13 protein-coding genes are annotated in these 12,445 nt (G+C 34.4%); 2 read left to right on the top strand and 11 right to left on the bottom strand.

Going from position 1 to position 12,445, the window contains the following annotated elements; all coding sequences use genetic code 11:
* Window positions 1-9: 9 nt before the first annotated feature.
* The 7 genes from PGH12_RS14605 to PGH12_RS14575 all read right to left on the bottom strand — a co-directional run bounded on the left by PGH12_RS14605 (window position 10) and on the right by PGH12_RS14575 (window position 6,863).
* Window positions 10-429: an OsmC family protein gene (locus tag PGH12_RS14605; RefSeq protein ID WP_267599797.1), complete on the bottom strand. Its 420-nt coding sequence runs from the start codon at window positions 427-429 to the stop codon at window positions 10-12.
* A 23-nt stretch (window positions 430-452) separates the two neighbouring features.
* On the bottom strand, window positions 453-1,775 hold the full coding sequence (locus PGH12_RS14600; protein ID WP_267599796.1) for a DUF58 domain-containing protein: 1,323 nt from the start codon (window positions 1,773-1,775) through the stop codon (window positions 453-455).
* Between the two features lie 70 nt (window positions 1,776-1,845).
* Complete coding sequence (locus tag PGH12_RS14595; RefSeq protein WP_420710342.1) at window positions 1,846-2,790, bottom strand: AAA family ATPase; 945 nt, start codon at window positions 2,788-2,790, stop codon at window positions 1,846-1,848.
* 167 nt (window positions 2,791-2,957) lie between these two features.
* Window positions 2,958-4,115 carry a DUF4350 family protein gene (locus tag PGH12_RS14590; RefSeq protein ID WP_267599794.1) on the bottom strand — a complete coding sequence of 386 codons (1,158 nt, stop codon included), beginning with the start codon at window positions 4,113-4,115 and terminating at the stop codon, window positions 2,958-2,960.
* A 5-nt stretch (window positions 4,116-4,120) separates the two neighbouring features.
* Window positions 4,121-4,930: a DUF4129 domain-containing protein gene (locus PGH12_RS14585; protein WP_267599793.1), complete on the bottom strand. Its 810-nt coding sequence runs from the start codon at window positions 4,928-4,930 to the stop codon at window positions 4,121-4,123.
* Window positions 4,923-5,882, bottom strand: coding sequence for a DUF4013 domain-containing protein (locus tag PGH12_RS14580; RefSeq protein WP_267599792.1), 960 nt, complete (start codon window positions 5,880-5,882; stop codon window positions 4,923-4,925). Before PGH12_RS14580 ends, PGH12_RS14585 begins: the two co-directional genes overlap by 8 nt.
* A 27-nt stretch (window positions 5,883-5,909) precedes the next feature.
* Window positions 5,910-6,863, bottom strand: coding sequence for a stage II sporulation protein M (locus tag PGH12_RS14575; RefSeq protein ID WP_267599791.1), 954 nt, complete (start codon window positions 6,861-6,863; stop codon window positions 5,910-5,912).
* A gap of 27 nt (window positions 6,864-6,890) precedes the next feature.
* Here PGH12_RS14575 and PGH12_RS14570 point away from each other — a divergent pair, with 27 nt between their 5' ends.
* Both PGH12_RS14570 and PGH12_RS14565 read left to right on the top strand, forming a co-directional pair.
* On the top strand, window positions 6,891-7,634 hold the full coding sequence (locus PGH12_RS14570) for an RDD family protein (RefSeq protein ID WP_267599790.1): 744 nt from the start codon (window positions 6,891-6,893) through the stop codon (window positions 7,632-7,634).
* A 212-nt stretch (window positions 7,635-7,846) separates the two neighbouring features.
* Window positions 7,847-8,137 carry a GNAT family N-acetyltransferase gene (locus tag PGH12_RS14565; protein WP_267599789.1) on the top strand — a complete coding sequence of 97 codons (291 nt, stop codon included), beginning with the start codon at window positions 7,847-7,849 and terminating at the stop codon, window positions 8,135-8,137.
* Here the strand turns inward: PGH12_RS14565 and PGH12_RS14560 are convergent.
* The 4 genes from PGH12_RS14560 to PGH12_RS14545 all read right to left on the bottom strand — a co-directional run bounded on the left by PGH12_RS14560 (window position 8,126) and on the right by PGH12_RS14545 (window position 12,375).
* Window positions 8,126-9,097, bottom strand: coding sequence for a glycosyltransferase family protein (locus tag PGH12_RS14560; protein ID WP_267599788.1), 972 nt, complete (start codon window positions 9,095-9,097; stop codon window positions 8,126-8,128). The genes PGH12_RS14565 and PGH12_RS14560 overlap by 12 nt on opposite strands.
* Window position 9,098: 1 nt before the next feature.
* Entirely contained in the window at window positions 9,099-9,923 is an 825-nt protein-coding gene (locus PGH12_RS14555) for a UDP-2,3-diacylglucosamine diphosphatase (RefSeq protein WP_267599787.1), read from the bottom strand.
* A gap of 145 nt (window positions 9,924-10,068) precedes the next feature.
* On the bottom strand, window positions 10,069-10,809 hold the full coding sequence (locus PGH12_RS14550) for a YebC/PmpR family DNA-binding transcriptional regulator (protein ID WP_267599786.1): 741 nt from the start codon (window positions 10,807-10,809) through the stop codon (window positions 10,069-10,071).
* Window positions 10,810-10,902: 93 nt separating this feature from the next.
* Complete coding sequence (locus PGH12_RS14545; protein WP_267599785.1) at window positions 10,903-12,375, bottom strand: OmpA family protein; 1,473 nt, start codon at window positions 12,373-12,375, stop codon at window positions 10,903-10,905.
* Window positions 12,376-12,445: the final 70 nt, after the last annotated feature.

Genomic DNA, 12,445 nt, shown 5'->3' with positions numbered 1-12,445 from the left:
AATTACAAACTAAACTTTTTCTCCGTTTACATAAACTTCATAGCCAATTTCAACGTTTGGCTCTAACGTTTTTGAAACTGAGCAATATTTTTCGAATGATAATTCAGCTGCTTTTAAGGCTTTTTTGGGATCAATTGTTCCTTCCAAGAAAAATTTAACCATCATTGATTTAAATGGTTTTGCATCATCTACAGGAATTCTTTCGCCTTCTACTTCAGCCTTGAAGCCTGTGATTTCCTGTCTTTGCTTTTTTAAAATCGAAACAACGTCAATTCCGCTGCAACCTGCAACTGCCATCAAAACACTTTCCATAGGAGAAACGCCTTTAGCACCGGGCTGAGAAGTGTTATCTAAAAGAATTGAATTTCCCTGCGCGTTGGTACATTCAAATAAAAAATCATCGTTGATTCTGTTGAGTGTTATTTTCATTTTGCTTATTGCTTATTTCAAAGTTATAAAATTCCTCTTGCTTTAATTTCCAGATATTTATTAATCACATCTACATTCAGGTTTTCCGGAAGTGTGTACACAGAATAAATTCCATATTTTCTTAATTCCTGAATGATGAGTTTTTTTTCGAATTCAAATTTCTCGGCGATCACTTCGTCATAAATTTCCTGCATACTTTCAGGATTTTTATGTAATAAAGTCTGTAATTCAGAATTTTTAAAGAAAACAACCACCAACAAATGATTTTTAGCGATTCCACGCAGATATTTCATCTGACGATTAAGAGCATCTAAAGTCTCAAAATTAGTAAAAAGTAAAACCAGACTTCTCTGATTCACAGAATATTTCACATCCTGATACAATCTGTTATAATCACTTTCAAAAAAATCTGTTTTAATATTATAAAGAGCTTCAGAAATTTTCCTTAACTGACCAGATTTATTGTCCGCAGCCACTTTATTTTCTGTTTTTTTGGAAAATGTCATCATTCCAGCGCGATCACCTTTCTTAAGAATGATATGCGACAGAGCCATACTTGCATTAATTGAATAATCGAGAAGACTCAATCCGGCAAACGGCATTTTCATCGTTCTTCCTTTATCAATCAGCATAAAAATACGTTGGGATTTTTCATCCTGAAACTGATTCACCATCAAACGATTAGTTTTAGAAGTCGCTTTCCAGTTGATGGTTCTTATGTCATCACCAGGAACATAGTCTTTGATCTGCTCAAATTCCATGGTGTGTCCCAGTTTTCTTACTCTTTTGATTCCTCCCAGCAGAAACTCGTTTTGCAAAGCCATCAATTCATATTTTCTTAAATGAATAAATGAAGGATATGCAGGAAGCAATGTATCTTTTTGAAAGGTAAATCTTTTGGACACAAAACCTAAAGGCGAAGACACAAAGATATTTAGAGCACCAAAACTATATTCCCCTCTTTCTTTGGGTTCGAGAATATATTGAAATAAAGTGTTTTTTCCGGACTCGATTTGTTTTTCAATTAAAAAATCTCTCTTCTGAAACTGAAACGGAATCTCGTCAATTATTTTAGTATAAATTTTAAAACTGTAATTATTTTTAATATCTACTTTTACAGGATTTTCGTCACCATTTGATAATTTTTCAGGTAAAATTCGTTGAGCTGAAACTCCATTTTTCTCTCTGAATAACAGAAGATAATCAACCATCGCCGCCAAAAAAACTATTAATAAGGCAACGTGACCAACAATCATCAAAATCGAAAAGAAAAATGCAAAAACATAGAGAATTCCCACTCCGATGAGTGTGAAGAAAAAACGATTGTTGATGTATAAGTTTTTCATTTTGAAGATGATGGTTTAGATTTAGGCGAAAGTTTTTACGTTATAAATTATTTTATAATTGTACTCTGACCTACCTCGGAATTTCAATTCCTTCTAAAATCTGGCGGATAATTTCATCGGCTGTCAAACCTTCCATTTCCCTTTCCGGCGATACGATCACTCTGTGACGTAAAACTGCATAACTAGCTTCTTTGATGTCTTCAGGCGTGACAAAATCTCGTCCTCTCAACGCAGCAAAGGCTTTTGATGCCGTCAACAATGCCAAACTTGCTCTTGGCGATGCTCCTAAATATAAAAACTGATTTTCTCTCGTATTGATGATGATTTTGGCAATATATTCTATCAGTTGAGATTCAACGATGATTTCTTTAACCAAGTTTTGATAGCGACTTAGCTGTTGGGCACTTATTACAGGTTTTACAACATCTGTTTTGTCCTCTTGCCTGTTTTCGTGCTGGTTTTTAATGATTGCAATTTCTTCTTCAAGATTTGGATAGCCCACATTTATTTTAAACAAAAATCTGTCGAGCTGCGCTTCGGGCAGTCTGTACGTTCCCTCATGTTCGATTGGGTTTTGGGTTGCTACAACTAAAAAGGGAGCTTCCATTTCGTATTGAGTTCCGTCCATCGTGATTTGTCTCTCTTCCATCACTTCAAAAAGGGCAGATTGAGTCTTGGCAGGAGAACGGTTGATCTCATCAATCAATACAAAGTGCGAAAATATAGGACCTTTTTTGAATTCAAATTCAGAATTTTTCATACTGAAAATTGAGGTTCCTAAAATATCCGATGGCATCAGATCTGGCGTAAACTGTATTCTGCTAAAGTCTACATCAATCGTTTTTGCCAACAATTTTGCTGTGATCGTTTTTGCAACTCCCGGTACGCCTTCGATCAAAACATGACCGTTTGATAGCAAAGCCGCCAACAAATGTTCGATCATATCATGCTGACCAACAATTACTTTTGCAATTTCAACTTTTACTTTTTCTAGACTGTTCCGAAGTTCAATCATATCGATTCTTGATTCGAAAGCATTTTCGTTTTTATCTAAATTAATAGAAAGCTGAGGTTCTGTATTCTGATGTTCTTCGTTTTCCATTTTATTTCATTATTAAAGCTCTTTAAGGAGCAAAATGTTTGTAGTTTTGGTTTAAATTTTTTTTCTAAGCTCTTTTTAATTTATTTTAAAATACTGTCTAAAAGCTTATTCATTCTGGCCAGATCTTCTTTCATCACACTTGCATAAGGATCTTGTGCTTTCTTAATAAGAGCAATCGATTCTTCGATGATTTCTATGTTTTTCCCGGTTTTCAACTGAAGTTTTTTAGCAAACTGTTCGTCTAAATTCTGGGTATCAATCAAAAGATCTAGTCTTACTTTGTTTAGAAAATATTGTGCTTTTTTAGCCATCATATCATGGAAATCTCCTTCCTTTAAATACAAATTCCCTATACTTTTCACAAAATCGACTGAAGTATTTTTCAACGGCTCAATGATAGGAACGATGCGCTGTTTTCTTTTAGCATTAAAAAAGATAAATAAAAGTAAACCTGCCAATAAAAGCCACCAAGCATATTTCAGAGCCGGATTCCCGAGAATGAACCGCATGAAAAATCTTGACTCTTTGGTGTTGGCTTCGACAAACCAAAGCGTTTCTCTATCATTCAGATAAGAAAAAACGTCCTGTGCGTATTTTGTGTTTCCAGATTTCAGGAGATAATAATTGGTAAGAAATAGTGGCTCACAGTGTACATAAATATTTCCTTTTCCAAACTTAGCTTTGATAAAATTAGCCTGATCGTCGTTTCCTTTTTCAACGGTTTTTCCTAAAATCTGAACATTCGGTTTGATGTATGAAAAACCTCTGCCAGATGGAAATTTATCTAATTTAATAAAATCATTCTGATATTTCTTATCTGTTAATTTCAGTACGTTTGTCTCTTCAAAAGATATCTGAGAATCGTAAAAACCGATGCGGTCTGATATTTCTTTTGGCATTTTTGCCATAATAAGCATTGCATCAGAACCATTTGTCACCTGATCTAGAATATCGTTCCAAGATTCATTATCAATTTCGCTTTCTATGACCAGAATATTGTGTGGCTTCTTTTTATTTTCATCGTAATAATCGTAAGCGGTAACATCAATTTTTTTAAGATTATTTTTAAATAAATCTTTCGCTTCCCGGTTAAAAACAAATAATCCGAAAGGCGATTTCTCATTTACATCAAAATTCTTGCGCCAATCTACTACTTCTTTTTTGTTCACTTCAAGCAACGCCAAAATCACCATGATAATGATGAATATTAAAGCATATATTTTGAAAGTTTTATTCATTGAAATTAGGGTTTGAATGACTGATATTGTTCTTTGAATCTCGCATAACTCTGCTCATCAATACTAAATTCACCGTACCAGACATAGTCAAAAATATACGAGAGATTAGAAAATTCATTTTTTAAATGGGGAACTTTCAATTCGGCAACATAGTCTTTATTTGTCTTTTCGGGATTCCACAAAATAAGTTTTTTATCGCTGAGTTTTTTCAACAAAAATAAAAACTGATACCGTACTGCAGACCGATAATCTCTTGAACGTTCGAAGCTGGAAATACTTTCAGGAAAGTTGATTTCGTGGATGTTTTCGTGAAGTTCTTCGTCGTTGATAATTACTTTCTTATTCCTTTTACCAAAAATAAAACTTCCGTTTTTGCCTAAAATAAATTTAATGATGAAATAGAGGAGAAAACCTACCAGAAGTATTGCAAATAGGCGAATAATGATGGTGGTAATCTTTGCCGAATTTTCGAAACTTGTCTCACCAAAAATAGTCTGAATCAGCTTAAGAAGTTTTCTCATCAATTTATCCCAAAAAGACTCTCGTGGTTTTGAAGTAGAATAATCAAACTCTTCACCTTTATATTTAGACCTCATGTTTTCCTTAAAATGCTTTGGATAAAGCGTATTTTCGGAAACCGGATTTTTAAGCAAAACAGAATCTGCACGATACATATTTTTATAATGTCCCGTGCTTAGAGTATCTTCATCATAATCTGAATATTCGTCTTCATAAACAGCCGTGCTGTCTACAACCTGAGCTTTACCGAGGTGAAATACAGAAATAATTAATATGAAGAAAAAGACTTTATTCATTGATGCCGATTGTATCAATTTCTGCCAATTCTACCTGCTGATGAAGATCTGTTCTGCTGTCATAATAAAGAAGCCCTGAATTTACATACAGCAGATTTGAGATAAAAAATGAAACCAACATTGAAATTCCGTAAACTACGAAAAACAGGATGCCCATTGTTCCTGCAAAAGGATTTTGCTCAAATTCACCATTGGGAGCAGAAGTAAATAGAGAGGCAAAAAATATGATCAAAGGAACCATCGTAAAGATTGTTGTAATAACATATAAAATGATAGACATGATGAGTGTAGCTCCCCAATATTTCCAGTATGGAGATTTCTCACGGCCGTTGGCATAAGAAAACTGTGAACGGATAGAGTAACTTAAACTTTCAAAAAAACCTCTTTTGCTGTTGAAAAAATCATACATCAAAAAATTTACAACATTAAAAACTGTAGGAAAAACGAATATGAGAATCGGCAAACCAATAATGATAAATACCAAAGCATAAGAAACACCGATCAAAATAAATGAAAGCGGAGCTACGATAAAGATCATCCCAAGAGAAAGCACTCCTATTCTGCCAATGTTATTTTTAAAATCGTTAAAAATATCATCTGTCTTTATTTTTTGCTGACCTTCCGAAAGTCTTTTCAAATAAAAAACAGGATAGAGATAATTGACTATCATTAAAACAACAAAAAGTAAAAATGTTAAAATTCCTATCGCAATAAACATCCCGATGTTGCTTTCGAAATAATTTTCCATGTAAGAACTGTTTCCACTTAGATTTGATGAAAATAACTGTGAAAATAATTCGCGATAGCCGAAAATAGCAACAACGACCATCAGAATAATCAAAAGCCCATTCAGCAGAATGTAGTTTTTAAAATAATTTTTGCCATATAACCGGAAAAAACCGAAACTGTCGCTGATAAACGATCCGAAATCTCTTTTTTTATAGAATTGCATCTTTGTTGTTGATTGTATAGTTATTGTTTATTTTTTGTTGACCATAAACGGATATACAAGATAGTAAAATCCTATGATCGCCAGGCATCCGAAAATGATTATTAAATTTAAAAACTCGGGCATTTTTAAAGCATGTCTTGTAACGTAGCCCTCAATAATGCCTGCGCAAATGGTAAATGGAATTGTACTTAAAAATATTTTAAATGAATCTTTTAAACCGATTTTTAAAGATTCGAATCTTGACAATGTTTTTGGAAAAAGTATGGAGGTTCCTAAAATCAATCCGCACATTGCTTCTACAACCATGGCAAAAATTTCAAAAACTCCGTGGAGCCAGATACCTCTTGCGCTGTCTTTTAAAGCTCCGTAATCATAGAAAAAATACTGAAACGAGCCCAACATTACACAATTGTAAAGAAGAGCACATAACGTCCCAATTCCACCAAAAATACCGTAGATATAAAGTTTGGCTCCTACGCCGATATTGTTCATTGTAATTCCGATCGTGCTTCCCCACGTAGAACCACTTTGATAAACACCGACTGCATTACCGGCTTTTATATTTTCAATCGTCGTATTTACATAGCTTTCACCCAAAATAATATTGGCAAAATCTTTATCGTAGATTGCAGAAAGTACGCCCATCGACGTAAACAGAATAAAAAACAAGAATGCATACAACAGATATCTTCTGTATTGATAAACCAAAAGCGGAACTTCAGTTTTGAAAAAGTACAGTATCCTGTTTTCTTCTACCCTTTTGGTCTTATAAATTTTCTGGAAAATTTGAGAAGAAAGATGGTTTAGATAAACCGTCGTATTACTTTTGGGGTAATAAGTCTGTGCAAAAGACAGATCATTGATCAGATTAATGTACAGTGAAGACAGGTCGTCAGGATTTTTTTTGATTTTCCCCTGAATAACCTGTTCGATTCCCAACCATTTTTCTTTATTTTGTTTAATAAAATAAACTTCTCTCATAATTGTAAGGCTAAAATAATAAAAAATATGTCTCAAATTGCGATTAACACCTCACAAAATGTAAATATTAACTTTAACATTTCAAGTATTGGTGAAAGATTTGTTGCCTTTCTCATCGATTCTGCGGTAAAGATTGCATACGGCATTATCATTTTTTATCTTTTTTTCAGTGTTTTTGATTTAGGATATATTTTAAACGGTCTCGATCAATGGTCAGTTGGTGCAGTGTACAGCATTCTACTTTTCCCCACCGTTATTTATCCGGTTGTTTTAGAAAGTCTGATGGAAGGACAAACGCTTGGCAAGAAAGTAATGAAAATACGTGTGGTGAAAATCGATGGTTATCAGGCAAGTTTTGGTGATTATCTGATTCGCTGGGTTTTCAGAGTAATTGATATTTCTGTTCTGCTTGTCGGCTTCATTACGATGATCATCACAAAAAACAATCAGCGTTTTGGAGACATTGCAGCGGGAACAGCCGTGATTTCACTTAAAAATCAGATTAATATTTCGCATACAATTCTGGAAAATCTCAATAAAGATTACGTCCCTACTTTTCCTCAGGTAATTGGCCTGAGCGATAACGATATGAGAATTATTAAAGACAATTATTTAAAGGCTTTAAGGATAGATGACCGTCAAATTATCACTAAGCTTTCAGATAAAATAAAAGGAATTTTAAAACTGGAAGTTGATCCCACGAAAATGACCGAAAGACAGTTTATAGGAGTGGTAATCAAGGATTATAATTACTACACAGGGAAAGAATAATTTTCATAATCAACGATAAATTTTATGATACGCAGGCCATTGTCAATTTGGGTTTCGGGATTTCACAACTTATCTAAGTGAAAATCATACTTCACTTTTACTTAGCTTCTTCCCTTTTCGGTTTAGATTTTGTATCTTTATGTAAAATCGGACTTATAACATCGCCATGTAAATAGGAGATAACATTTGTTCTGTTAAAATTAAACTACAATATGAAATTCGAAAACAATAAATCAGGAAATGGCGGAGTCATCACACTCAATAACGAAATAAAAGAAGTCGGGAGATTAACTTATACCATATTTCCGGAAGATAAAAAACTGATCATTTCATTTGTGCTAGTCCATTCTGAATTTGAAGGTCGCGGCATGGGAAAATACTTAGTGGAAGAAGCCATAAAATTCGCCAGAGAAAATCAGTGGAATGTATATCCGCACTGTTCTTACGCCAGAGCCGTCATGAGAAGAATGAATGACGTGGAAGATATTTTTCTAGAACGTTAAAACTTCATTTAAAATAATATCCTCAATATCATCAGGATAATTTACTTTAATATGAATGTCTGAATCTACCCAATTCTGAATTTCTTCAATCTTCAGAGTTTTAGAATTTGGCACACCCATCTTATCCAGAGCGCATGCGTTGCATTCTTGCTCGTATTGACGATGAATAGGAATTACAAATAGCTTTTTATCCATAAAAAGAGCCTCTGCGGGTCCTTCAAAACCTGCATTACAGAGAATTCCGTCACAACTTTCAAAACATTCTAAGAAATGTGTTTCATCCACGGGATAGATTTCTACATTACTTATTTTAGTGTGAATTTTTGTGTATTTCGAAAATACTCTCCACTGAACAGGAATTTGACCTAAAATTTTAATAATATTTTCATCTGAAAAACTTGGGAGATAAACCGCATAAAATCCTTTTTTTACTGGATTTAGATCTCTGATTTTTCTTCTAATAACCGGCTTTTTTATTTGCCGATGATAATTTTCGAAGTGAAAACCAATTTTATTTTTTCCGGGACAATAATGTTTGAGAATCAAATCTCCAAAAAAGTCTTTTTTATCCGGCTTAGGAGTTTCAAGAAAGCTCATGGAAGCCTGATGGCTAAGTTCGAGCATTTTTAAATCTTTCAATTTGCAAGCCCATGCAGTCAAAGGTTCATAATCATTTATAATTAAATCATAATGACTTAATTTTATCTGTCGCACGGTTTTTAAAGCCTCAAGAAAATTATTTTCAAAAAGAATCTTTTTATATGAGACTCCTCCAGTTTTATTGTAAAGGAGCGAAACCCCGCGGTGATTAAAATCTATGGGAAAGTCTGTCTTCAACTGCGACTGGTGTCCGCTAATCAAAGTATCTACAGAAGCATATTTTTTTAATATAGGAATAATCTCCTGCGCTCTTGCAACATGACCGTTTCCTGTCCCCTGAAATGCATATAATATCTTCATATTATGTAAATTGAGTAACGATTTTCAGAAGATCAGAATTATTAAGATCATGCATGTCCTCGGTTTCATCATCTTTAAGTAAATGTTGATGCTCTTCATAATGAAAGATTTTCCATTCATTATTATGATACTCTAAGGCGGAAAGATTCTCAATCCAATCACCCGAATTTAAGTAAGTACATGAACCTTTTTTAGTTTTAACTTCACGTATTTGCGGCTGATGAATATGCCCGCAAACTACAAAATCATATCCATTGTCGATGGCAAGTTCAGAAGCTGTCAGCTCAAAATCACCTATATACTTCACAGCTTTCTTGACGTTATTCTTAATTTTTTTTGAAAATGAGTATTTCTCTCTTCCCATTTTCTCTAAACAAAAATTGACAAGATTATTGATTACAATCAGCAGGTCATACCCTTTCCCTCCAAGTTTTGCAATCCATTTCGAATGCTGTACGGAAGCATCAAAAACATCTCCGTGAAAAATCCAAGTTTTCTTATCACCTAAAGTGAGGTGCAGTTTGTTTATAACTTTTAATTTTCCCAATTCAAAATCAGTAAATTTTCTAAATATCTCATCGTGATTGCCCGTAATATAATACACGTCTGTACTTTTTGTAGCGAACGAAATTATCTTTTTAATTACTTTCAGATGAGTCTTAGGGAAGTAAGACTTTTTAAATTGCCAGATATCGATGATATCACCGTTCAATACCAAAGTTTTTGGTTGAATTGAATTGAGGTATCTCAACAATTCTTTAGCCTTACATCCGTAAGTTCCTAAATGTACATCCGAAATGACAACCAATTCAACGTTTCTTTTCATTCGCAGATATTTGCTTATGTAAATGATCAAATGTAATCGCCATATCAATTAGTATTTTGATTTACCAAGAACGGCGATTTCACAATTGATTCTTGTGCAAAGAAACTAATTGAAAATGAATTATATATGAATGAAATATTATCTTTTATAAAGAATCTAATAATTCGTCTGTGATTTCCATATTATGATACACGTTTTGCACGTCATCATCTTCCTCGAAACGATCAAGCATCTTCATGTTTGCTTTAAATTGTTCTGCCGTAACTTCTTTTATATTATTTGGAATTCTTTGAAGTTCTGCACTTTTCACTTCTATCTTAAGCTCATCTAATTTGTGAGATAACGAGCCGAAATCTTCAAAAGCTGTAGTTATCATTACTTCTTCGTCATCTTTTTCAACATCTTCTGCTCCGCCATCAATCATTTCCATTTCAAAATCATCCCAATCCATTTTGATTTGTGATAAATCGATACTGAAAATTCCTTTTCGGTCGAAGATGAAAGCCAATTCACCATTCTTTCCTAAATTGCCATCAAACTTATTGAAAATAGCTCTTACGTTAGCAACGGTTCTTGTCGTGTTATTAGTAGTACATTCAACAAAGAATGCTACACCACCCTGCCCGTAACCTTCATAGTTGATTTCTTCATAATTCTCAGCGTCGGCGCCACTTGCCTTTTTAATTGCCCTTTCAACATTATCCTTAGGCATATTCGCACCTTTAGCATTTTGTATGCATCTTCTCAATGCCGGATTTGCTTCAGCGTCAGGACCACCTGCTTTTACCGCTAGCGCAATATCTTTACCTATTTTAGAAAAAGTTTTGGCCATCTTGTCCCAGCGTGCCATTTTCGAAGCTTTTCTATATTCAAATGCTCTTCCCATTTTATAATTTAATTTGCACAAAATTACTTAAAATCAACAACAAAAAAAATACCCCCAGAAAATCTGGAGGTATTTATTATTTAGAAAAATTAATTATTTTCTTTTTTTAGTAGCTTTCTTTTTAGCTGGAGCTTTTTTCACTGGAGCATCTTCGTAATCTCTTTTCTTGATTGCGTTCCACTCAGCAGCATCTTCAACAGCAGTTACTACAACTTTTCTGTCTACTTGTCTTTCAGCATCAGAAGCTTTTTCAGAAACTGTAGCTTTAGATTCACCAACACCTACTGATTTTAAAGCGTTTGCATCTACACCTCTTGCATCTAAAGCAGCAACTACAGCAGCAGCTCTTTCTCTAGATAATTTCAAGTTGTAAGCTTCAGCACCTTTAGCATCAGTTCTACCTTCTAACAAGTAGTTACCACCGTCTTTTTTGATCAATTCAGCAGCTGCATCTAATGCACCTTTAGAATCTGCTTTAATAGTAGCTTTGTTGAAATCGAAGAATACGCTTCCGAAACTTTGCTCTAATTCAATAGCAGTTTGTTTTTTAGGCTTAGGACATCCGTTGTATTCTGGAAGACCTGGAACAGTAGGACAAGCATCATCTTTATCTAAGATACCGTCACCGTCTGTATCTGGCCAAGGACAACCATTGTTTTCTGCAGGACCTGCAACTGTAGGACAAGCATCATCTTTGTCGATTACACCATCACCGTCTGTATCTGGCCAAGGACAACCGTTGTTTTCAACCGGACCAGCAACTTCTGGACATTGATCGTCTTTATCTGGAACTCCGTCTCCGTCAGTATCAGGACAACCTTGGAATTCTGGTAAACCTGGTGTATCTGGACACAAATCGTCTTTATCTAAGATACCATCTTTATCTCTGTCTCTGTTCCCGAATCTAAAGTTCAAAGAAGCAGAAGCTTGCCAAAAGTTAGCATAGTTTGCTTTGTCACCAGGAGTAGAAACATAATCTCCTTGTACACCAAGACCGAAGTTCTTAGTTAACCAAAAGTTAACACCAGCACCAGTAGAAACTGTAAAGTGATTAGCTTTACCAGGCTCGTTACCAGCCTCACCGTTTGTTACTGTTTCACCTCTCCAGTCAGTTCTTGGGAAAGAAAGAGCTGTATAATCGTGTCTAAGGTAGTTAGCACCTACTCTTAAATACGGATCAAACCAAGACTCTTCATTCCAGATAAGTCCAGCTGCTTTAGCTTGGAAACCTAAACCTGTCATTAACATGAATTCTTTACCCATGTTTAATCTTTGGTTTTCAACGTTACCAACTGTAGTCTGCCAGTCAATTACCAAACCTTTACCGATGTTTCTTGCAACAGTAAGTTTAGATAATGGTGGAGTGATCGAGAAATTGTCCACATTGAACATATTCTTCGTCAAGTTTGTAGCAGAGAAGGTATTACTGAAATTACCTGCCTGAGCTTTATGGTTTTCCGCATGAGCACCAACTCCGATCATCCACGGATTGTTGGTAGTCTGAGCGAAAACAGTAGAGGCAACCGTAAGCGCCAATGCTGAAATTCCTAATTTTAGATTTTTCATAGAATTAAATGATTAAATAATTGATATTGCAAAATAAATATAATTTTTCTTTATAAACAAAGTTTTCAGG

The organism is Chryseobacterium sp. CY350, assembly GCF_027945075.1.
Classification (GTDB): Bacteria; Bacteroidota; Bacteroidia; order Flavobacteriales; family Weeksellaceae; genus Chryseobacterium.
The sequence above is the reverse complement of the archived record's forward strand: the minus strand, read 5'-3'. Positions and strand labels throughout refer to the sequence as shown.

What these genes read in the sequence shown, in the direction of transcription:
- PGH12_RS14605 (WP_267599797.1), bottom strand. Translation starts at nt 429, where the DNA reads ATGAAAATAACACTCAACAGAATCAACGATGATTTTTTATTTGAATGT.
- PGH12_RS14600 (WP_267599796.1), bottom strand. Translation starts at nt 1,775, where the DNA reads ATGAAAAACTTATACATCAACAATCGTTTTTTCTTCACACTCATCGGA.
- PGH12_RS14595 (WP_420710342.1), bottom strand. Translation starts at nt 2,790, where the DNA reads ATGATTGAACTTCGGAACAGTCTAGAAAAAGTAAAAGTTGAAATTGCA.
- PGH12_RS14590 (WP_267599794.1), bottom strand. Translation starts at nt 4,115, where the DNA reads ATGAATAAAACTTTCAAAATATATGCTTTAATATTCATCATTATCATG.
- PGH12_RS14585 (WP_267599793.1), bottom strand. Translation starts at nt 4,930, where the DNA reads ATGAATAAAGTCTTTTTCTTCATATTAATTATTTCTGTATTTCACCTC.
- PGH12_RS14580 (WP_267599792.1), bottom strand. Translation starts at nt 5,882, where the DNA reads ATGCAATTCTATAAAAAAAGAGATTTCGGATCGTTTATCAGCGACAGT.
- PGH12_RS14575 (WP_267599791.1), bottom strand. Translation starts at nt 6,863, where the DNA reads ATGAGAGAAGTTTATTTTATTAAACAAAATAAAGAAAAATGGTTGGGA.
- PGH12_RS14570 (WP_267599790.1), top strand. Translation starts at nt 6,891, where the DNA reads ATGTCTCAAATTGCGATTAACACCTCACAAAATGTAAATATTAACTTT.
- PGH12_RS14565 (WP_267599789.1), top strand. Translation starts at nt 7,847, where the DNA reads ATGAAATTCGAAAACAATAAATCAGGAAATGGCGGAGTCATCACACTC.
- PGH12_RS14560 (WP_267599788.1), bottom strand. Translation starts at nt 9,097, where the DNA reads ATGAAGATATTATATGCATTTCAGGGGACAGGAAACGGTCATGTTGCA.
- PGH12_RS14555 (WP_267599787.1), bottom strand. Translation starts at nt 9,923, where the DNA reads ATGAAAAGAAACGTTGAATTGGTTGTCATTTCGGATGTACATTTAGGA.
- PGH12_RS14550 (WP_267599786.1), bottom strand. Translation starts at nt 10,809, where the DNA reads ATGGGAAGAGCATTTGAATATAGAAAAGCTTCGAAAATGGCACGCTGG.
- PGH12_RS14545 (WP_267599785.1), bottom strand. Translation starts at nt 12,375, where the DNA reads ATGAAAAATCTAAAATTAGGAATTTCAGCATTGGCGCTTACGGTTGCC.